The 20,975-nt window shown below is 67.5% G+C and carries 18 protein-coding genes; 15 read left to right on the top strand and 3 right to left on the bottom strand.

What is annotated here, in order from left to right; translation table 11 throughout:
• The first annotated feature begins 68 nt into the window (after positions 1–68).
• Both E8M83_RS23490 and E8M83_RS23485 read left to right on the top strand, forming a co-directional pair.
• Positions 69–3,023, top strand: coding sequence for an ExeM/NucH family extracellular endonuclease (locus tag E8M83_RS23490; RefSeq protein ID WP_137175770.1), 2,955 nt, complete (start codon positions 69–71; stop codon positions 3,021–3,023).
• An 11-nt stretch (positions 3,024–3,034) separates the two neighbouring features.
• Positions 3,035–3,643 carry an NF038129 family PEP-CTERM protein gene (locus tag E8M83_RS23485; RefSeq protein WP_137175769.1) on the top strand — a complete coding sequence of 203 codons (609 nt, stop codon included), beginning with the start codon at positions 3,035–3,037 and terminating at the stop codon, positions 3,641–3,643.
• A 51-nt stretch (positions 3,644–3,694) separates the two neighbouring features.
• Here E8M83_RS23485 and E8M83_RS23480 read toward each other — a convergent pair whose 3' ends face one another.
• Entirely contained in the window at positions 3,695–3,919 is a 225-nt protein-coding gene (locus E8M83_RS23480) for a hypothetical protein (RefSeq protein ID WP_137175768.1), read from the bottom strand.
• A gap of 286 nt (positions 3,920–4,205) precedes the next feature.
• Between E8M83_RS23480 and E8M83_RS23475 the strand changes: the two genes are divergently transcribed.
• Positions 4,206–4,625: a hypothetical protein gene (locus tag E8M83_RS23475; RefSeq protein WP_137175767.1), complete on the top strand. Its 420-nt coding sequence runs from the start codon at positions 4,206–4,208 to the stop codon at positions 4,623–4,625.
• 106 nt (positions 4,626–4,731) lie between these two features.
• Here E8M83_RS23475 and E8M83_RS23470 read toward each other — a convergent pair whose 3' ends face one another.
• A complete protein-coding gene (locus tag E8M83_RS23470; protein WP_137175766.1) occupies positions 4,732–7,875 on the bottom strand; it encodes a S8 family peptidase in 3,144 nt (1,047 codons plus the stop codon).
• Positions 7,876–7,903: 28 nt separating this feature from the next.
• On the bottom strand, positions 7,904–8,653 hold the full coding sequence (locus tag E8M83_RS23465; protein WP_170976902.1) for an NF038120 family PEP-CTERM protein: 750 nt from the start codon (positions 8,651–8,653) through the stop codon (positions 7,904–7,906).
• A gap of 391 nt (positions 8,654–9,044) precedes the next feature.
• Here E8M83_RS23465 and gspG point away from each other — a divergent pair, with 391 nt between their 5' ends.
• The 12 genes from gspG to E8M83_RS23400 all read left to right on the top strand — a co-directional run bounded on the left by gspG (position 9,045) and on the right by E8M83_RS23400 (position 20,975).
• Entirely contained in the window at positions 9,045–9,491 is a 447-nt protein-coding gene (gene gspG / locus E8M83_RS23460; RefSeq protein ID WP_137175764.1) for a type II secretion system major pseudopilin GspG, read from the top strand.
• A gap of 40 nt (positions 9,492–9,531) precedes the next feature.
• The gene (locus E8M83_RS23455) at positions 9,532–10,719 is read left to right on the top strand and encodes a type II secretion system F family protein (protein ID WP_137175763.1); all 1,188 of its coding nucleotides are present in this window, start codon (positions 9,532–9,534) and stop codon (positions 10,717–10,719) included.
• A 372-nt stretch (positions 10,720–11,091) separates the two neighbouring features.
• Complete coding sequence (locus E8M83_RS23445; protein ID WP_137175761.1) at positions 11,092–12,816, top strand: GspE/PulE family protein; 1,725 nt, start codon at positions 11,092–11,094, stop codon at positions 12,814–12,816.
• On the top strand, positions 12,809–13,636 hold the full coding sequence (locus E8M83_RS23440; RefSeq protein ID WP_229491842.1) for a hypothetical protein: 828 nt from the start codon (positions 12,809–12,811) through the stop codon (positions 13,634–13,636). The genes E8M83_RS23445 and E8M83_RS23440 overlap by 8 nt, the downstream gene beginning before the upstream one ends.
• Entirely contained in the window at positions 13,633–14,178 is a 546-nt protein-coding gene (locus E8M83_RS23435) for a PilN domain-containing protein (protein WP_137175760.1), read from the top strand. Before E8M83_RS23440 ends, E8M83_RS23435 begins: the two co-directional genes overlap by 4 nt.
• The gene (locus E8M83_RS23430) at positions 14,175–14,735 is read left to right on the top strand and encodes a hypothetical protein (RefSeq protein ID WP_137175759.1); all 561 of its coding nucleotides are present in this window, start codon (positions 14,175–14,177) and stop codon (positions 14,733–14,735) included. The genes E8M83_RS23435 and E8M83_RS23430 overlap by 4 nt, the downstream gene beginning before the upstream one ends.
• Positions 14,732–15,274, top strand: a complete 543-nt coding sequence (locus E8M83_RS23425; RefSeq protein ID WP_137175758.1) for a hypothetical protein — start codon at positions 14,732–14,734, stop codon at positions 15,272–15,274. Before E8M83_RS23430 ends, E8M83_RS23425 begins: the two co-directional genes overlap by 4 nt.
• A 35-nt stretch (positions 15,275–15,309) precedes the next feature.
• Positions 15,310–17,307 carry a secretin N-terminal domain-containing protein gene (locus E8M83_RS23420; protein ID WP_307721867.1) on the top strand — a complete coding sequence of 666 codons (1,998 nt, stop codon included), beginning with the start codon at positions 15,310–15,312 and terminating at the stop codon, positions 17,305–17,307.
• Positions 17,304–17,783: a type II secretion system protein gene (locus tag E8M83_RS23415; protein WP_137175757.1), complete on the top strand. Its 480-nt coding sequence runs from the start codon at positions 17,304–17,306 to the stop codon at positions 17,781–17,783. Before E8M83_RS23420 ends, E8M83_RS23415 begins: the two co-directional genes overlap by 4 nt.
• Positions 17,784–17,788: 5 nt before the next feature.
• Positions 17,789–18,163, top strand: a complete 375-nt coding sequence (locus E8M83_RS23410; protein WP_373995069.1) for a type II secretion system protein — start codon at positions 17,789–17,791, stop codon at positions 18,161–18,163.
• Entirely contained in the window at positions 18,157–18,813 is a 657-nt protein-coding gene (locus E8M83_RS23405) for a type II secretion system protein (RefSeq protein ID WP_137175755.1), read from the top strand. The genes E8M83_RS23410 and E8M83_RS23405 overlap by 7 nt, the downstream gene beginning before the upstream one ends.
• 32 nt (positions 18,814–18,845) lie before the next feature.
• A complete protein-coding gene (locus E8M83_RS23400) occupies positions 18,846–20,975 on the top strand; it encodes a protein-disulfide reductase DsbD (RefSeq protein ID WP_229491841.1) in 2,130 nt (709 codons plus the stop codon).

Below are 20,975 nucleotides of genomic sequence, written 5' to 3'. Positions count from 1 at the left end.
CCGCATTTACTATCATTCTGCTAACACATGTGGCGGGCACATCTTGTGCGATAAATAATGGGGAATCAATGAGCACCTTTGCAAGTTTCACACCGCAGCGTACGCTGCTGGCGACCCTGATCGCCGGCCTTGCCGCGAGCACGCCAGCGCTTGCCGCCGACGTCGTCATCAACCAGCTGTATGCTCACTCGCATAGTCCCTCGAGCAACCTCGGTCACGATTTCGTCGAACTGTACAACCGCGGCAGTGCGCCCGTCAGCCTGGACGGCATGCGGCTGCAATACCAGTCCGCCGGTGGCAGCAACTGGAGCAGCGTTACCCCACTGCCGCCGGTCACGCTCGCGCCAGGCCAGTATTTCCTGATGCGCGGCGCGCGCGACCAGGGACGGAACCCGATCGAGAACTTCGATGTCCAGGCGCCGGGCTTCAATATGGCTGGTGCGACCGCCAAGGTCGCGATCAGCGACGGCACCCGCATCCTCGACCTGGTCGGCTACGGCAGCGCCAACCTGTCCGAAGGTACGCCGGCCCCGTCGCCGACGCTCGAACATTCGCTCCAGCGCGCCGCCGCCGGCTGCCAGGATACCGACAACAACCGCGCCGATTTCGTGCTCGCCCCGGTGGTCGGCCCGCGCACCACCACATCGCCACTGCAGGCCTGCGGCGACAGCGGCCCGATCGCGAAACCGATCGTGCTGGCTTGCCCTGCAACGGTGCAGGTCGAGCAGGGCCGCGGCGGCTCGGCGCTGCTGTCGGCGATCGATGGCGACGCCATCGTCAACCGCGCGAGCATCGTGTCGGGTGGCGTCACCGGCATTACCCTTGCCGGCTTCACCCCGGCCGCCGCGACCGGCGGCAAGGCCGAGGCGCGCCTCGAGATCGCCGATACCCTGGCCGGCGGCCGCTATCCGGTGCAGGTCGAATTCGGCAACGATGCCGGCGAGACCGAGAGCTGCACCGTCAACGTCGCCGTCGCCGGCATCGTCACCATTCCCCAGATCCAGGGCTCGGGCGACAACAGCCCCTACGCCAATACCGTGCAGACCGCGCGCGGCGTGATTACCGCCAAGGTCGACGGCGGCTTCTTCATCCAGGATCCGCAGGGCGATGGCGACCCGTCGACTTCGGACGGCATCTATGTCTATGGCACCGACACCGCACTTGCGGTCGGCACCTTGGTCAGCGTAACTGGCCAGGTGGTCGAATTCCGCCCGAACGGCGCCGAGCGCACCTATACCGAATTCAAGGACGTCACCAACATCACTGCGCTGGGTGTCGGCCAGGCCATCGTGCCGACCAATATCACCTTGCCGGGCGTCAACCTGGCCAGCGTGGAGGGCATGCTGGTGCGCTTCACCAATACGCTCACCGTCAACGGCAACGGCGACCTGGCCAACCGCGGCGAGCTGACCCTGTCCAACGGCCGCCGCGAGCAGCCGACCAGCCGCTACCCGCAGGGTTCCGCTGAAGCTGAAGCACTTTATCGCGAGCACATGGCCAACCGCATCGTGCTGGACGACGGCCTGTTCCGCGCACCGCCCGCCATGCCTTACCTGGCCGAGGACGGCACCGTGCGCGCCGGCGACACGATCGATAACCTGACCGGCGTGATCGACTTCGGTTCCACCGGCGCCAGCAGCGGCGCCAGCACCGGTTTCAAGCTGCAGCCGACCGAAGCCCCGGTCATCCATCGCGCCAACGAGCGCCAGCCGGCGCCAGCGCTGCCGGAAGGCATCAAGGTGGCGGCCGCCAATGTGCTGAATTTCTTCACCACCTTCACCAATGGCGGCGACGCCTGGGGCAAGTCGGGCCAGGGTTGCAAGCTGGGCGCAAATACCTCCGCCGGGAATTGCCGCGGCGCAGACAATGCGGCCGAGTTCATCCGCCAGCGCGACAAGATCGTCGCCTCGCTGGCCGCGCTCAACGCCGACGTGGTCGGCCTGATGGAAATCCAGAATAACGGCGACATCGCGGCCAGGTACCTGGTCGACGAGATCAACCGCGTCACGGCGCCGGGCACCTACGCCGTGGTGCCGGCGCCGGTCGCACTGGGTACCGATGCGATCCGCGTCGCCATGATCTACAAGCCGTCGAAGCTGACCCTGGTGGGCGGCGCGCTGTCCGATGGGCACGACATCAACAACCGTCCGCCGATGGCGCAGACCTTCATGGCCGCCAACGGCGGCAAGTTCTCGGTCATCGCCAACCACCTGAAATCGAAGGGTTGCGGCGGCGCCAGCGGCGGCGACGCCGACCAGGGCTATGGCCAGGGCTGCTACGACGCCACCCGCGTCCAGCAGGCCCAGCGCCTGACCAACTTCTTCATCCCGCAAGTGATCGCGGCGGCGAAGGATCCGGACGTGCTGGTGCTGGGCGACCTGAATTCGTATGCCTTCGAGAGCCCGATCAACCACCTGACCGGCGCCGGCGCGATGGTCAATGTGATCGAGCAGTTCGTGCGTCCGCATGCGATGCCGTATTCCTATGTGTTCAACGGCCTGGCCGGCTCGCTCGACCACGTGCTGGCCAGCAGCTCGCTGGCGCCGCAGGTGGTGGGCGCGGCCGAGTGGCATAACAATGCCGACGAACCGAAGGACATCGACTACAACATCGAAACCACCGGCACCGATGTGTATCGCAAGAATGCCTACCGCGCCTCGGACCACGATCCGCTGGTGGTCAGCCTGAACCTGGCCGGCTCGACCACCGACGTCACCGCGTCGAGCAAGATCGTGATCGGCGGCTTCAGCGTCAACCGCGCGACGGGCAAGACCACCGGCAATGTCACCATCACCAACACGAGCGACCAGCCCCTGGCCGGTCCGCTGCACCTGGTGCTGCAGGGCTTGCCGGACGGGATCACGCTCGACAAGCCTGCCGGCATGCACGCAGGCGCGCCGTACCTCACCCTGCCGCAAGTGAATATCGCGCCGGGCGCCACGGTCACTGTCGCCACCTCGTTCACGAATGGCGCCAAGCGCAACTTCATCTACACGCCGCAGCTGGTCTCCGGCTCGTTCTAAAGGAAACGATCATGTCGAATCTTGCATCCCGCTTTGCATCCCTCTTGTTCCGCGTCCTGCTGGCGCTGTCGATCGCGATCGGCGCCCCGGCGGCCCTGGCCGGTCCGATGTACCGCGTCTCGCTCGATACCTCGGCCCTGGCCGGCACGGTCGGCTACCTCGACCTGGGCTTGAACGGTCCGATCGATGCGGCGCCGACGGTGGCCCGTCTCAGCAACTTCAGCGGCGCCTTCCTGGACGGCGGCGTCCTGGCGCCGTCGGGCGACGCCAGCGGTGACGTCGTGCATGGCGTCGTCCTGCGCAATGGCCCCGACCACAATTTCTTCGACCAGCTGGTCACCTTCGGCGGCCTGTTCAGCTTTGACGTCAGCTTCGAGCTGGGCGGGGGCGACAACGGCGCCCTGTTCAGCGTCGCGTTCATCGACGAAGCCCTGAACTACCTGGGCGCGGTCGGCAATGTGATCGAGCTGAACCTGGTTGCCGGACAGCCTGGCGAGTTGCAACTGGTGGATGGGGAGTTTGCCAGCGTGGCCCAGGTGCCTGAACCGGCCGCCTGGCTGTTGCTGGCAAGCGGGCTGTTCTTGCTGGTAACGACGCGCCGGATGCGCGAGCGTCGCTGATCGTGCCGCATGCTTGAGCGAGGGCGCGCCGAGAGGCGCGCCTTTTGCTTGTCAGAGCTGGGCCAGGCGGGCGTCGAGGGCGGCGCGGCGCTCGGCGTCGATGCGCCAGGCTTCGGCATTGCCGTCGATGATGCGCAGGCTGGCGCATCCTTCAGGGGCGCAGTCGGGGGCCGGCATCGTGGCCGTGGCGACGCTCGCGAATGCCGGGGCAGACAGCGCGGCGGCCGTGGTCGCTGGCGGGGCGCTCACGGTGGCCGCCGCCGTTGCCGTCGTCATTGGCAGGGGCGCTTCGGTTGCGACGCCGCCACCACAGGCGGCGAGGAGGGAAGTGAGGAACAGGGTGAAGGCAAGGCGCGGGAAGGGCATGTGTGAACTCGTACAAACTCGTTTGTAACGAAGCTATTGTAGCGAGTAAATTTTCCACGGCACAATTTCCTGCAGGCAAAATTCGAACCGGCTTTCGTTCCGTAACTAAGCTGCGACAAGCAAGCCGATACATCTGGTGACAATGCGTTAATGTGTGCTACTTGACCACTTGTACGGTGCGGGCGAAGATTGCGGCATGAAAAATCTCATCCTCATTCTCCTGTTCGGCGCAACCGCCGCCTGCACCACCCAAGCCCACGATTCGGCCACGCCACCCGTCAAGGACGGCGCGCCGCCCGTGGTCGCGCTCCAGCCCGGCGCCACCGTCTCAGAGATCAAGCGCCTGATCGGCACGCCGACCTGCACCGATAATGCGCAATGTCGCTCGCTGCCGGTTGGCGCGCTCGCCTGCGGCGGTCCGCAGGAATACCTGCCGTACTCGACCGCGAAAACGGACGAAAAGGCATTGCTTGCCCTGGCCGAACGCTCGAAGACCGAGCGCCAGGCCGAGATCCAGCGTACTGGCGAAATGTCGATCTGCATCCACCGGCCCGATCCGGGCGCGGTGTGCGCGGCCAATACCTGCCAGCTGGGGTCGGGATCGCCGGCGACCTGAGCGAACCTGCCTGAGGCGATAGGCAGTTCTCCAAAAAAAACTGCGCGCCCGAGGGCGCGCAGTGTTCATTGGGCAGGGGGCACAGCCCCCATGCCGTCAGTCCAGCTCAGATCTTCCCGTTCTTGAACTTGTCGCGCTGCTGGCGTTCGCCCAGCGGCACCGGCTGGTTGGTCTCGACCTGCACCACGGTGGTCGAACCGACCGCGCCGTTATTGTCCAGCAGGTGCACCGCGCCCAGGAAGCGCTTGCCGCTCGCCAGGCCCGACCAGCTGACCGGCACCGTGGCCTTGCCGCCGGCATACACCGTGGCTGGTACGGCGGCGCGCAGGTTGCCGCCCTTGTCGCTGGTGTTCACGATCACCGCATGCAGGCCGTAGGTCGATGGCTGGCCATCGGCGGTGCTGTAGGCGATCGTGCACAGGCGATAGGTGCCGGGAGCGGGCGCCGCCAGGGCGATCGCTTCGTTCGAGCCGAACGTCGCCGACGAGGCCACCGGCGTGCCGGCGGCATTGATCAGCACCAGGTCGAAGTCATCGCCGCCCTGGCCCGAGGTATCGCGGTCGAAGGTCTCGAACAGGGCTGCCATGGTGTTGGCGGTGAAGGTGACGGTCTGCATGCGGGTGCCGGTGTCGCCCCTCAGGCAGGCGCTGGCCATCAGCGGCACGGTGTCGACTGAGCCGGGCGCGGCCGGGTCCAGCGTGTACGGCGTGCGCACGATTTCCTTCAGGCCGCCGACCACCGAGCTCATCTTGCCCGAGAAGCCGGTGCTGATCGACATCGGCTTGGCGCCGCTGGCACGGTCGCTGGTGATCACCACAGGCGCGATCAATGGACGGCCAGAACGCGCGGCGATCGGGCTACGCACCCGGTGCACGCCGTCGGTCCAGGTCAGCTGGCCATACTGCCAGACATTCTCGGCCGCGCCGTCGCGGGTCAGCGTGACGCTGAACGACTTGGTCTCGCCCGGCGCCAGTTGCAGCGAGGCCGGCGCCACGACGGCGGCGAAGCCCTGCATCTGGGAGGTGGCGGTATAGGTCGCGGCCTGGGTGCCGACGTTGGTCACCGAGCGGTTGACGGTGACCGCGCCCAGCACATTGCCGACGGTGATCGACGGCAGGTTCAGGTCGTAGCCGGCGATCTGGCCGGCGCTGCACTGCGCGCTGACGCCGGCGCCGCACATGTATTTACGGTAGTCCAGCTCGCTGATACCGTAGACCAGGCCCGGGTTGAGCGCGGCGGTCGGATTGACGTGGCCGGCGCCCTGGGCGAACGGCAGCCGGCCGTTCATGTCGCCCGGCTGGCCATCGTTGAAGGTATCGGTCGCGGTCGTCATGAGGGCCGACTTGATCATCGACGGCGACCAGTTCGGGTATTTCTGCCGCAACAGCGCAGACAGGCCGGTCACGTGCGGCGCCGACATCGAGGTGCCGTTCATCGACTCGAAGGCATATTCGGGCACCAGGGTGCCGTTGACGATGTCGGCGCGCTGGGCTTCGGTCTGGGCCGGGCTGGTGCCGGCGATGATGTCCACGCCCGGCGCGGTCAGGTCGGGCTTGAGCACGTTGGCGTCGTGGCGGTTCGGGCCGCGCGACGAGAAGCTGGCCATCATCGGCGCTGCCACCGACGAGGTGCCGATCGCGAACTTGCCGATCGCCGCGGTGGCGGCCGCGACCGAGGCCGCATAGGCGCGGATGTCGCGGCCATCGTTGGCGGTCACGTGCACCGATGGCACCGAGTGGATGTCGGCCACCAGGCCGGTGCCGTTGTCCACCTGGATCATGCCGACGCCGCCGGCCTCGAGCACGGCGCGGCTCTTGTCGACGCGGTCGTTCAGGCCGCGGTTGCAGATCACGATCTTGCCGGCCACCTTGGCCGGATCGAGCACGGCGGCGCCGCCGTCGAACTGGCCGCTGTAGCAGTAGCCGAGGCGTTCGGGATTCGCGCCCGGCAGGCCCGCGTTGGCGGCATCGACCAGCGGCGCGGCCGGCAGCGGCGTCGGATTCATCGAGGCGCCGGTGTATTGCCGGTTGTTGCCGAGGGTGACCTTGGCCTGCAGCTCGCGGTTATGGGTCGAGGCCGCAACCGTCGTATGCCATGGGCTGATGTGGGCGACCTGGTTGCCCGGACCGTCGTTGCCGGCCGAGGCCACGGCGATCACGCCGGCGTTGGAGGCGGCGAAGAAGGCTTGCTCGACCGAGTCGGTGAGGGTCAGGCCGCCGCTGATCGAGTAGTTGATCACGTGGACGCCGTCGGCCACCGCCTTTTCGATCGCGGCCACGCTGTCGCTGCCGTAGCAGCTGTTGCGGCGGCCGATCGCGACCGACGGGTCGACATAGGTCCAGCACACCTTGTACGATGAGATGCGGGCGCGCGGCGCGATGCCGGACATGGCGCCGACGCTGACGCCGCCGACGGTTACGTCGACGCCGTGGTTGCCGCCCGCGGTGGTCGACACGTGGGTGCCGTGGCCGCCTTCGCCGGCGGTGCCGCCGATCGAGTCGCGCGGCGACGAGTTGAATTCGCTCCAGTGCGGGACGCGGCCGGACGCCTTGAAGCCGCTGTCGAAGTAGTGCGCGCCGATCAGCTTGTTGTTGCAGCTGGCGGTGGTGAAGCCTTCGCCGGTCTGGCAGTCGCCGGCAAAGCGCGCCGGCGGCGCGTCGTAGACCAGGGTGCCGCTGTCGCTGAAGGTCGGCTTGCCGTTGGCGTCGACGCGGTCGGCATAGGCCGGGTTTTCGGGCCAGACGCCGCCGTCGACGATGCCGATGATGATGTCTTCGCCCGCTTCGTCGAGGCCGCCGAGCTGGGCCCAGGCGCCGTTCGGCTTGTCCAGGTCGAGGAAGGACGGCGTGAAGGTGGTGGTCAGTTCGCGCGGCGTGTCGAGCGTGATCGAGACCACGTCGCCGCGCGCCATCAGGGTACGCACTTCGGCGTCGGTCAGCAGGGCCGCGAAGCCGTTGAGGACCAGCTTGTAGTCGTGCAGCACCGGCGCATTGCCGATCGCGCTGCGCACCACGGCCTTTTTCTGGTCGAGGTAGCCGCTATACAGGCGGACGCTGGCGCTGTCGAGCGCCAGGCGCTTGCCGCTGGCCGGCTTGGTGGCGCTCAGGCCCGAGACCGTGCCGTCATACGAGGCGACCGGCTGGTCGGCCAGCTGGATGATGTAGGGGCGGCGTACGTCGTCGGCCTGGGCCGTGAGCGCGAAACCGGAGATGGCCAGCAGCACCGCTGCTGAAAGTGGACGGAGTTTCATGGATGGATCCTTGTTCGGTTCGCGGTGTTCAGGCGTTGACGTTGGCGTTGGCTTTGCGGCGGCGGGCGCCGGCGACCAGCCCCATCAGGCCGAGGCCGAAGATGGCGGCGCTGGCCGGTTCCGGCACTTCGGCCAGCACGATGTTGTCGATGGCAAATTGCCCTTGATTTGAATCGAACGCCGAGCAGCTGAGCGAGGCATTGCACACCATGCCGAACATGGCGATTTCCACGAAATTCATGCTTGCATACGGCTCGAGCAGGTCGTAGGTGGCGAACTGGAAGCCGTTGGCGCCCGGGCCGAACAGGGGCAGGTCGATCACCTCGTAGCTATTGTCGGCGCGAAACGCCTGCATGCGCAGCAGGCCGGAGAGTGCCGGATAGGTGCCCAGGTCGGGGAAGGCCCCGATGAAGCTGGCGTCGATCGACTTGAGCTGGAATTGGGCGCCCTGTGTTGCCGAGCTGAGCCAAACCACGCTGTCGTTGAAGGCGCCGTAATAGCTGCCGTCGCCGCCGATCGGGCAGGCCATATCCACGCAAGGCCATGGATCGGAACCATCGATGATCGAGCCGACCGCGGTATTGCTGTCGGCATCGGAATTGTAGGCATCGAACACAAGCTGGTACCCACTTTCGACCCAGGTGTCGCCATGCACGACAGGCATGCTGTAGTCGGCGTTGAAGCGCACGACACCGGCCTGGGCCGGGGCCGCGAGCACCGTGGCGGCCAGCAGGGCGCCGGCGAACTTGGTGATTGTGCTGGTGGAGGGTAACGCCATCTGCGATTTCCGGATCATGATTTGCCTTTGTGGTTGAGGTTCTCTCGCCTGGATAGGGCGGGGCACAGCGTGATACCTGAGGTTCAGGTTGCTAAGAAATATATCAATTGAATTAAGAAAAGTGTAAAAAAGTTTAACAAGCAATATTTTGACTTTTCACAACTTGCGCTGATTAAATTCGGTTTCTCCTATGGAAAATAGTGGTTTGTCCGCATTTGTCATCCGTTTTAAATATGCGTCATTGCAATTTAGAAAAGATTGTTACATGTAACTAAGGTCTATGAAGCTTGCATGAGGTGGTGTTTTTTTGAAAAGAACAGTTGTCGCTGTGCTCAGCAGCGTGTTACCTTTCACGGGCAGGATTTCAAAGAAGCAATCTAGGAGTCGCTTGATGGTTTTTGCTATGAAACAGGGCGCCGTCGTCCGTGCCAGGCGTAGCGCAGGCTTCACCTTGCTGGAGCTGCTGGTGGTGATCGTCATCATCGGCCTGCTCGCCGCCTATGTCGGCCCCAGGTACTTCTCGCAGCTCGGCAAATCCGAAGTGACCGCGGCCAAGGCCCAGATCGATGCCTTCGACAAGACGCTCGACACCTACCGGCTCGACGTCGGCCGCTATCCGACCACCGAAGAGGGCCTGGCAGCCCTGATGACGGCGCCGCCGAGCGCCGGCGCCAAGTGGAACGGCCCCTACCTGAAAAAGGCGGTCCCGCCCGACCCCTGGGGCAATCCCTACCAGTACCGTGCGCCGGGAACCCGCGGCGACTACGAGGTGCTATCCCTCGGCAAGGACGGACAGCCGGGCGGCACCGGCGACAACGCCGATATCTCGTCGAACTGACATTCCCTTTTCGCTTCCGCACCAACTCGCCGGGCATTCCATGCAGTTCGCCGTTCGTACCCTCGCGCCCGATATGTCGATCTCGAATGTCGTCGTCGACGCGCTCGACGAAGAGGACGCGCGCCGCCAGGTCGAGGCGCGCGGCCTGTTCGTCAGCGCCGTCGAACCGGCGCGCGGCGCCGCGCTGGCGCAGCCGCGCGGCACCAGGCTCTCGCTGGTGCTGTTCAGCCAGGAACTGCTGGCGCTCCTGCATGCGGGCCTGGGCATCGTGGAAAGCCTCGAAGCCCTGCTCGAGAAAGAGGGCGCACCGGCCACCCGCGGCGTGCTGGAGCGGCTGCTGGGCGGCCTGCGCGAAGGCAAGCGCTTCTCGAGCGTGCTGGCGGCGCAACCGGCGCTGTTCCCGCCGCTGTACGTGGGCATCGTGCGCGCCGCCGAAGGCACCAGCGACCTGCCGCGCGCGCTGGCCCGCTATATCGACTACCAGCAGCGCATCGATACCGTGCGCGCGAAGATCGTCAGCGCCTCGATCTATCCGGTGATCCTCTTGATGGTCGGGGGCGGCGTCAGCGCTTTTCTCATTGGCTACGTGGTGCCGAAGTTCGCCGAGGTCTACCACGGCGCCGGCCGCGACCTGCCGTGGATGTCGCAACTGCTGCTGGACTGGGGCCAGTTCGCGGCCGGCCACGGCACGGCGATCCTGGTGGCGGCCGCGCTGCTGGTCGCCGGGCTGGTCGCCGGCGTGCGCCATTTGCTGCGCAGCGGCGGCATGGCGCGCCTGCTGGCCCGCCTGCCGGGCATCGGCGAACGGGCCCGCGTGTACGAGCTGTCGCGCCTTTACCTGACCCTGGGCATGCTGACCGAGGGCGGCATCACCATCGTCGGCGCGATCGAGACCGTGCAGCCGATGGTGTCGGGCCACCTGGCGCGCAACCTGGCCGCGGCGCGCGCCGCGATCGAGGCCGGCCAGCCGCTGTCGAACGCCTTCGAGGCCAACGGGCTGACCACGCCGATTTCGCTGCGCATGCTGCGCGTGGGCGAGCGCACCGGCGAGATGGGGCCGATGCTGACCCAATCGGCCGCCTTCTACGATGGCGAGATCGGGCGCTGGATCGACCGCTTCACGCGCACCTTCGAGCCGCTCCTGATGGCCGCCATCGGCCTGGTGGTGGGCGCCATCGTGGTGCTGTTATACATGCCGATCTTCGACCTGGCGGGAGACATGTCGTGAACCGTTCTTTCAAACTTACGCAAAGCTAACCATGGTCAGCTTTCCTGTTGAATTCCTGCTTCACTGGAGACGGTTTCACCTGGCAATGTATATGCCAAGCCAGCGCCTTCTCCTCCACAGGCAGGGACGGTGGAACTCACCGCCAACATCTTTACCTGCAACCCGATGCAGCCGCAGATGATTGTAAGATGGCCAGAACAGAAGATAGTTCCCGAGATTGTCTTGGCAAAGAAGTTTTTTTTCGTGCTTTGCGCGATTTGATAGTCGCAGAACGTCTTCGATAACGATGTAGCCCGCATGCATGGATCATGCGGGATAGCGAAATCAACAGGCAAACCTAATCTATTTGAATAGGTTTGAATAATTCTAAACATGTATCGGCGAACTGATAAAAACCCTGCACCTGATGCCGGCCACGCCGAGCCGTTCGACACGGCGCTGCTGGCGCGCGCCCGCGCCGCCAGCGGCGTGTCGCGGCGCGGCCTGGTGGCCGAGCTGGAAGCCTTGAGCGGACGCGATCCGCGTGAGCTGGTGCGCGAACTGGCGGCGCCGTTCGCCTTGCCGGTGCTGGAGACCAGCGATATGCTGGCGCTGGTCCCGGCATTCGAGCTGCTGCCGCTGGCCCAGGCCCTGTCGCGCCACTGCGTGCTGCTGCGCCATCCCGACGGACGCCTGACCGGCGTGCTGGCCGACCCGTTCGACCTTGACCTGCAGACCTGGCTCGGAGCCCAGGCGCGCGCCAGCGCCAGGCAGCCCCTGGCCCTGTGCCTGGCGCTGCAATCGGACATCCAGGCCTATCTGTCCAAGCAGGAAGAATCGGCGCGCGCCGTCGATTCGCTGGTGGGCGGCGCCCAGGATGCGCGGCGCGACGGCAAGAGCGGCACCGTGCTGTCCTTTGCCTCGGTGTCGGAAGCGGGCAGCCCGGCCGTCAAGCTGGTCAACTCGACCCTGTACGATGCGCTCAAGGCGGGCGCCTCGGACATCCACCTGGAAAGCACGGCCGGCGGCCTGGCCGTCAAGTACCGGGTCGACGGCGTGCTCGATCATGCGGCCACCGTGGGCGGCATCGAACTGGCCGAGCACATCATCTCGCGCCTGAAGGTGCTGGCCGAACTCGATATCGCCGAGCGCCGCATTCCGCAGGACGGCAGCTTCCGGGTCGAGGCCGGCGGGCGCGACATCGACCTGCGGGTCTCGATCATGCCCAGCATCCACGGCGAGGACGCGGTGATCCGTATCCTCGACAAGCGCGCCATGATCGAGGCCTATGGTTCGCTCACGCTGGAGGCGCTGGGCTTCGATGCGCCGTCCTTGGTCACCTTGCGGCACCTGGCCCAGGAAGCCTACGGCATGCTGCTGGTGACCGGGCCCACGGGTTCGGGCAAGACCACCACCCTGTATGCGGCGCTGACCGAGATCCACAACGGCCGCGAGAAGATCATCACCATCGAGGACCCGGTCGAATACCAGCTGCCCGGCATCCTGCAGATCCCGGTCAATGAAAAGAAGGGGCTGACCTTCGCCAAGGGCCTGCGTTCGATCCTGCGCCACGACCCGGATAAAATCATGGTGGGCGAGATCCGCGACCGCGAGACCGCCGAGATCGCGGTGCAGTCGGCCCTGACCGGCCACCTGGTGCTGACGACCGTCCACGCCAATAATGTGTTCGACGTGTTCGGGCGGTTTACCCATATGGGCATCGATCCCTATGCCTTCGTCTCGGCCCTGAACGGCATCTGGGCCCAGCGCCTGATCCGCATGTGCTGCCCGCGCTGCGCCGAGCGCTACGATCCGTCGGCGCAGGAGCTGGCCTCGGTGCACCTGCAGCGCGAGGAAGTCGCGGAGTATGTCTTCATGCGCGGCAAGGGCTGCGGCGATTGCCGCGGCACCGGATATAAAGGCCGCCGTTCGATTGCCGAGATATTGACCCTGAACGACGAGATCCGCGAGCTGATCGTCGACAAGCAGCCGATCCGCCGCATCAAGGCCGCGGCCCATGCCAACGGCACCCGCAGCCTGCGCCTGGCGGCGCTCGACCTGGTGCGGCGCGGCGCCACCACGATCGACGAGATCAAGCGGGTAACCCTGCATGCGTAGACTGCATTTCGCCCCATCCTTGCCGCGCCTGGGCCAAGCCCTGCGGATCGGCGTGGCCGCCAACGGCCTGGCCCTGGTCAAGACCGGCCGCCTGTTCGGCGGGGCGCCGCTGGCCCTGTCCGAGCAGCCGCTCGACCTGTTCGCCCCCGATGCGCTGGCTCCGGGTCTGCGCTTGCTGTTTGCCGACCTGCCGGTCAGGGGCTGGCCGGTCAGCGTGGTGCTGGCCGACGAACTGGTGCGGCTGTGGCAGGTCGCGCCGCCGCCGGGCGCGACCCGCATGGGCGACCTGGAGGCGGCCGCCGCGCTGCGCTTCCAGCACCTGTTCGGCGCTAACGGGGCCGAGTGGAAGATCAGCGCCGACTGGGATGCGGCGGATCCTTTCCTGGCCGCGGCCGCGCCGGTAGCCCTGCTCGATGCGCTGGCGCTGGCGGCCCATGAACACGGCTTCCACCTGGTCGAGGTCAGCCCGCAATTGGTCGCCGCGATGAACGCCTGGCGCCGCGAGCGCAGGAGCGGGGCCTGGTTCGGCCTGGTCCACGGCGGCGTGCTGTCGCTGGCGGCCTATGAAGGCCGCAAGCTGGCGGCGGTGCGCAGCAGCCCGATCCCGGCCGGCGCCGATCGCGACTGGCTCGATTCCCATGTGGCGCGCGAGGCGCTGCGGGTCGGCATCGCGCGGCCCGAACGCCTGCAACTGAGTGGCGCCGCGCCCGCGGCCTGGGCCAGCAGCCCGGGACGTCTGAAGTTCGCCTGCAGCCTGCTCGAGCAGGTCGACGACTGGTCGGAACTGGCGCGCCTGGCGCGCACCGGAGTACCGGCATGAAGCGCACCCGCATCGATTTCGCGCCGCCGGGCCTGCGCCGCACCCTGTTCCGCGCGCCGCCGAGCCTGGTGTTCATGGCGCCCGCAGTGCTGGCGCTGTGCCTCCCGGCCTTGTTCCTGGGCCAGCGCTACCTGGAACAGCAAGAACAATTGCGCGACTTGCAGGCGGCGCTGGCCGCGCGCAGCGCGCCGCCCCCGGTGGTGGCGCCGGCGGCGCCGAAGATCGCGGTGTCGCCGGCCCAGGCCGGGGCCGTGAACGCCGCCATCCTGCAACTGAACCTGCCGTGGCGCGACCTGGCGGCAGCGCTGGGCGAGGCCACGCCGAACACGATTGCGCTGCTGGCGCTGGAACCGGATGCGAAACGGCGCACGGTGCGCATCAGCGCAGAAGCGCGCTCGAGCGATGAGATGCTGGCCTATATCACGCGCCTGCAGGCCGAGGAATGGTTCAGCAGCGTGGTCCTGCTGCGCCATGAAGTGATGGAGCAGGACCCGAACCGCCCGCTGCGGTTCCAGGTCAGCGTGCAGTGGGAGGCTTCATGAAAGCGGGCGCCTTGCTGCTGCGCGCGCGCCTGCTGCTGGCGCGGGTCGATCCGCTGGTGGCGCTGGTGCTGGCGCTGCTGCTGGCCGGCGCCGCCGCGCAAGTGGCGCTGGTGCCGGCGCGCGCCAGGCTCAATGCCGACTACGAGGCGGCGCGCCAGGCAGCGCGCACGCCGCTGCCGCCACGCGCGGCGCCGGCCGCGCCGCCGCCCGGCAGGGATCAGAACCTGCAGGATTTCTATGCCACCCTGGGTGAGCGCCGCGGCGTGGAGCGCCAGTTGAAGGAAGTGTTCGCGCTGGCCGCGCGCCATGGGCTGGCGCTGCGACAGGGCGAATACCGGGCCAGCAATGACCGCAATGCGAAGCTGATCGCCTACCAGGTCAACCTGCCGGTGAAGGGCAGCTATGGCGCGATCTGGCAGTTCGCGATGGACGTGCTGCGCGTGATCCCGCACGCCTCGCTGGACGACGTCGCCTTCCGCCGCGACAGCGTGGGCCAGGACGGGGTGGAGGCGCGCCTGCGCCTGACCTTCTATCTCGCCGAGGGAGGCAAGCCTTGAAACCGCGCCATATCGCCATGGGCGCGGCGCTGGCGCTGGCCGCCGGCCTGGTGCTGTTTGGCGACAATGCGCCGGACACCGCACTGGCCGAGCCGGTCGAGCGTGCGGCCGCCACCGCGCCGGCGCCGGCGCGCACCGCCTCATCGTCCGCATCGTCTGCAAGAAGCAGCGACGAGATCGCGATCGCGCGCCTGGTCCCGCGCGAGACCTTGATCGGCGCCAGCGGCGAGCGCTTCGGGGAAGGCGAGAATAGCCTGTTCGCGCGCCATGACTGGACGCCCCCGCCGCCGCCGCCCTCGAACGCGCCGCCGCCGCCGCCGCCGAGCGCGCCGCCGCTGCCGTTCACCTACCTGGGCAAGTCGCTGCAGGACGGCGTATGGGAGATCTACCTGGCGCGCGGCGAACGCACCTATCTCGTGCGCGATGGCATCACCATCGACGGCACCTACCGCGTCGACGCGATCCGCCCACCGGTGCTGACCCTGACTTACCTGCCGCTGGGACAAGCCCAGCAGCTCAATATTGGAGTATTCGATTGATGGTGCGAACCCGGATTCAAGGCCTGGCACTGCTCGTGCTGCCACTGCTGCTCGCAGGGTGCGCGGCCCAGCGCGCCTACCAGGAGGGCAATGCGCTGGTGGCCCAGGACCAGGTCGGCGCCGGCCTAGCCAAGTACCAGGAAGCGCTGGCGGCCGAGCCGGACAACCCGGTCTACAAGGCGGCCTGGCTGCGCGCACGCGACGGCGCCACCGTGCGCCTGGTGGACCAGGCCGAGCGCGCGCTGGCGGCCGGCCAGGTGGACCTTGCGATCCAGGATTTTCGCCGTGTCCTGGCGATCGACCCGGTCAACGACCGCGCCCGCGCCGGCCTTCACCAGGTCGAGGCCGAGCGGCGTCACGCGGCGGCCATCGGCGAGGCCAGGGCCGCCCTCGACAAGGACGACCCGGACACCGCGCGCCACAAGCTGGCGGCGGTGCTCACCGAACGGCCTTCGCATGAGGCGGCGCGCCGGCTGCTGCGAGAGGTCGAAGAGAAGGCGGCGGCCGTGCCGAAAGCGCAGGTGGCGCTGGCGGCCAGCTACCGCAAGCCGATCAGCCTGGAGTTTCGCGACGCTCCGCTCAAGCAGGTGTTCGAGGTCATCGCGCGCCATTCGGGCCTGAACTTCATCTTCGACAAGGACGTCAAGGCCGATGTCCGCACCTCGATCTTCCTCAAGGACAGCACGGTCGAGGCGGCCGTGTATTACCTGCTGATGACCAACCAGCTCGAGCGCCAGGTCATGGACGGCAACACGGTCCTGATCTATCCGAACGTGGCGGCCAAGGTGCGCGAATACCAGGAGATGACGGTCAAGACCTTCTTCCTGGCGAACGCCGAAGCCAAGAGCATCGCCAACACCTTCAAGACCATCCTCAAGGCGCGCGACGTGGTGGTCGACGAGAAGCTGAACCTGGTGATCCTGCGCGACAACCCGGAAGCGATCCGCATCGCGACCCAGCTGGTGGCCTTGCAAGACGTGCCCGAGCCCGAGGTCATGCTCGACGTCGAGGTACTCGAGATCCGGCGCAGCCGCGAGATGGACCTCGGCATCGCCTGGCCGACCTCCCTGTCGTTCGCGCCCCTGCAAACGCTGAGCGGCAATCGGCTGACGATCGACGAGCTGCGCAATTTCAACAGCAGCAACATCACGGTGGCTGGGATCGGGGCCACGATCAATGCCAGGAAGGTCGACGGTGACACCAATACCCTGGCCAATCCGCGCATCCGCGTGCGCAACAAAGAGAAGGCCAAGGTCGTTATCGGCGACAAGATCCCGAACATCTCGGCCACCGTCTCGTCGGGCATCGGCGGCTTTGCTTCCGAAAACATCAACTACATCGACGTCGGCCTGACCCTGAACGTCGAACCGACCATCTACCTCAATAGCGAGGTGGCGATCCGCATCGGGCTCGAGGTCAGCACCCTGGGCGAGAAGACCGAGACCATCAACGGCAGCGTTGCCTATCGCATCGGCACCCGCTCGGCCACCACCCTGCTGCAACTGAAGGATGGCGAGAACCAGGTGCTGGCCGGCCTGATCAATAATGAGGATCGCAGCAGCGGTACGAAGGTGCCGGGCATCGGCGACCTGCCGATCGCCGGCCGCCTGTTCGGCAGCAAGAGCGACCAGCAAAGCCGCACCGAGATCGTGCTGTCGATCACGCCGCGCATCGTGCGCGCGGTGCAGCGGCCACCGGCGTCGGCGTCCGAATTCGGCGCCGGCACCGAGGCCAGCTTCCGCCGCCGTCCGGACAATGCGGTGCGGGTGCAGGTCACGAACGCGCCGACCCGCGCCCCGGCGCCAGCCCCGGCGGCGGCCGTCGAGACGACGCCGGTGGCGCCGCCGCCGGATGCCATGCCGAGCTTCTCGGTGCCGCCGTCGGCCCTGCCGGCCACGCCGCAACTGGGTTCACCGCCATCGGCGCCGCCGGGCGCGGCGGTTCCTCCGCCCGCGCCTGAACCAGTGGCCGAACCCGAGATCGTCCCGGCCGCCTATCCGCCAGGCGTCAATCCGCCGATCCCACAGCGATGAATGTCCAGGCGCAGCGCGGTTTCACGCTGATCGAGCTGCTGGTCACGCTGGCCATCCTCGCGCTGCTGGGAACCCTGGTGCTGCCGGTGGCCGAGGTCACGGTGCAGCGCCGCGACGAGCAGGAATTGCGGCGCGCGCTGCGCGAGATCCGCCAGGGCCTGGACGCCTTCAAGAAAGCCGGCGACGAGGGCCGGGTGACGAAGGCGGCCGACGCTAGCGGCTACCCGGAACGCCTGGAGCTGCTGGTCGAGGGCATGCCCGACCTGCGCAGCCCGAAGCAGGCCAGGATCTATTTTTTGCGGCGCCTGCCGCGCGACCCGTTCAATCGCGATGCCGGGCTGACTGACGCCGCCACCTGGGGCAAGCGCAGTTATGCCAGCGATGCCGACGAGCCGAAAGAGGGCGACGACGTCTACGATGTGTACTCGACCTCGGAGCGGGTCGGCCTGAACGGCATCCCCTACAATAAATGGTGAACCGGATGAAATCCGCACGCGGTTTCACGCTGATCGAATTGCTGGTGGTGCTGGGCATCGTGGCCCTGCTGCTCACGCTCGCCGTGCCGCGCTTTTTTCCGAGCATCGACGGCGCGAAAGAGACGATCCTGGCCGACAACCTGCGCAATACGCGCGCCGTGGTCGACCAGTACCGCTCAGACACCGGACGCTATCCCGAATCGCTCGAGCAGCTGGTGGAAGAAAAATACCTGCGCGAGATCCCGCTCGACCCGGTCACCGAAAGCCGCGAGACCTGGCTGCTCGAGGCGCCGCAAGAGGGCGAGCAGGGGGGATTCTCGAATGTGCGCAGCGGCGCGCCGGGCAACGACCGGCGCGGGCGACCCTACATCGAATGGTGACGGGGCGCCAGTCGGGCTTCACCTACCTGGGCCTGATCATCTTTGTCGCCATCATCGGCCTGGTGGGCGCGGCCACGCTCAAGATCGGCTCGCTCCTGCAGCGCGCCGCGGCCGAGGAAGAATTGCTGGAGATCGGCGCCGCCTTCAGCGCGGCGCTGGACAGCTACGCCGCCGCCACGCCGCCCGGCGCCTCGCCCTATCCGCCGTCGCTCGCCGAATTGCTGAAGGACCCGCGTTCGCCCGCCGTGCGGCGCCACCTGCGCAAGGTCTACGTCGATCCGCTGACCGGCAAGGCCGAGTGGGGCATCGTCTACCTGGCCGGCGGCGAGACGGGCGTGGTCGCCATCCACAGCCTGTCGCCGGCGAAGCCGCTCAAGATCGCGAACTTCGACAGCCGCTTCAAGGGCCTGGACAACAAGGAGACGGTGTCGGAGTGGCGCTTCGGCGCGGGCGAGCGCAGCCTGGCGCCGGTCGTCACGAACACGCAATCGGGCGGCCCCGGTGCGCAGCCGCCGCAGCAGCAGCCGCAACCCCCGCCGGCGCAAGCGCCTTCCACGCCGCCGCCCGAGGCCGAGCCCGAGCCCGAGCCGGTGGAAGAAACGCCGCCGCCGGAACAGGAAGAGGAGAGCGAAGCGGTTGATCGGGAATGAGGCAACGTGATACTTTTGCACGACTGCCTGCCATGACCGACAATCGCATGCTACTGTCTTTACATCGACCTGCCCGAACGTCCTGGCGCGGCCTGGCCGTCGCGCTGTGGCTCGTATTGACGTCGGCGCTGGCCCTGGCCGCCGAGAGCAATGTGCAGCAAAGCGCGCGCGCCACGGTATCGCTGGTGAGCGAATACGCCGCCGTGAGCCCGGGCCAGGAATTGCGCATCGGCCTGCGCCAGCGCCTGGCGCCGCACTGGCACACCTACTGGAAGAACCCGGGCGACGCCGGCTCGCCGCCGAGCATCGCATTCGACGCGCCGGCCGGCGCCACGGTGGGCGAGATCGCCTGGCCGGGCCCGGACCGCTTCATCATCGGCCCGGTCGCCAGCTACGGCTACGAAAACGAGATCGTGTTCCCGATGGCCCTGGAGGTGCCGCGGGATGCGCGGCCCGGCAGCCGGCTGGTGCTCGAGGCAAATGCCGACTGGGTGGTGTGCGAGAAGGAGTGCATTCCCGAAGAAGGCAAGTTTCGCCTGGTCTTGCCGGTGGAAGCGAGCGCGCGCCCCGCCAGCGCCGAGGTCCTGGCCGCATTCAGGATCGCCGACGCACGCCAGCCGCAGCCTGCCGACTGGCGCGCCACGGTGAGCGCCGGCGAATCGACCCTGCAACTGGCTGTCGAGGGAGAAGGCATTGCGCCGGCCTCGGTGCAATCGGCCCTGTATTTCCCGGACAGCTGGGGCGTGGTCGACCACGTCGCCGATCAGGCCCTGGAAGTGGAAGAGGGCAGGCTCACGCTGGCGACGACCAGGGGCCAGGGTTATACGCCCGGCCCATCCGCCGGCCTGTTGGCGATCACGGACGGCGGTGGGCAGAAACGCTGGTTCGCACTCGCGCTGACGCCTGCAGCGGCGGCGCCGGCCACGACCGATGCGCCGGCCACGCTCCCGCTGTGGCAGATGGCGCTGTTCGGCTTCCTGGGCGGCCTGATCCTGAACCTGATGCCCTGCGTGTTCCCGGTGCTGGCGATCAAGGCCACGGCGGTGGCCGGCATGTCGGGCGGCGACCGGCGCGAAGTGCGCCTGTCCGGCCTGTTCTACACCCTCGGCGTGCTGGCCGCCTTCATGGCGCTGGCCCTGGCCTTGCTGGCGGTGCGCGCGGGCGGCAGCGCCGTCGGCTGGGGCTTCCAGTTCCAGTCGCCGCTGTTCGTGGCGGCGATGTGCTGGCTGATGCTGGCGATCGGCCTGAACCTGTCCGGCGTGTACGAGATCGGCGGCGCGCTCGCCGGCGCGGGCCAGGGCCTCGCCGAGCGCAAGGGCCATGCGGGCAGCTTCTTCACCGGCCTCCTGGCGGTGGTGGTGGCCACGCCCTGCACCGCGCCATTCATGGGCGCCGCGATCGGCTCGGCGCTGGTGGCGCCTGCCTACGTGAGCCTGGTGGTGTTCGCGGCGATGGGCCTCGGCCTGGCCCTGCCTTTCCTGTTGCTGGGCGTTTTCCCGTCCGTTGCCCGGGGCCTGCCGCGGCCCGGCGCGTGGATGGTGACCCTGCGCCAGGCGATGGCGTTCCCGATGTATGCGACCGCGGCCTGGCTGCTGTGGGTATTGGCCCAGCAGGCGGGCGAGGCCGGCCTGCGCATGGCCCTGGCCGGACTGGTGCTGGTCGGCCTGGTCGGCTGGCTGGCCGGCCTGGCCCAGCATGGAGCGACAAGGCGCTGGTGGCCGCGCGGCGCCGCAGCGGCCGGCGTGGCCGGGATCGCCGGCCTGATGGTCATGCTGCATGGCGCCGAGCCGCAGGCCGCCGCCATGTCCGCGCAATCGGCGCAATCGGCGCAGGCCGAACCCTATAGCGCAGCGCGCCTGGCCGCGCTGCGCGCCGACGGTAAGCCGGTATTCGTCAATATGACGGCCGCCTGGTGCATCACCTGCCTGGTCAACGAGCGCACGACCCTGTCGAGCGCCGCGGTCCAGCAGGCCATGAAGGACGGCGGCGTGGTCTATATGAAAGGCGACTGGACCAACCGCGATCCGGCCATCACGGCATTCTTGCAGTCGTTCGGGCGCGACGGCCTGCCGTTCTATGCCTTCTATCCGGCCGGGAAAGAACCGGTGGTCTTGCCGCCGGTGCTGACCCAGGCCATCGTCACCGAATCGTTCGGGCAGTAA

The sequence above is a fragment of the Massilia sp. HP4 genome (genome assembly GCF_005222695.1).
GTDB lineage: Bacteria > Pseudomonadota > Gammaproteobacteria > Burkholderiales > Burkholderiaceae_D > Telluria.
Note: the sequence above shows the minus strand (reverse complement) of the source record. Positions and strands in the feature narration are given on the sequence as shown.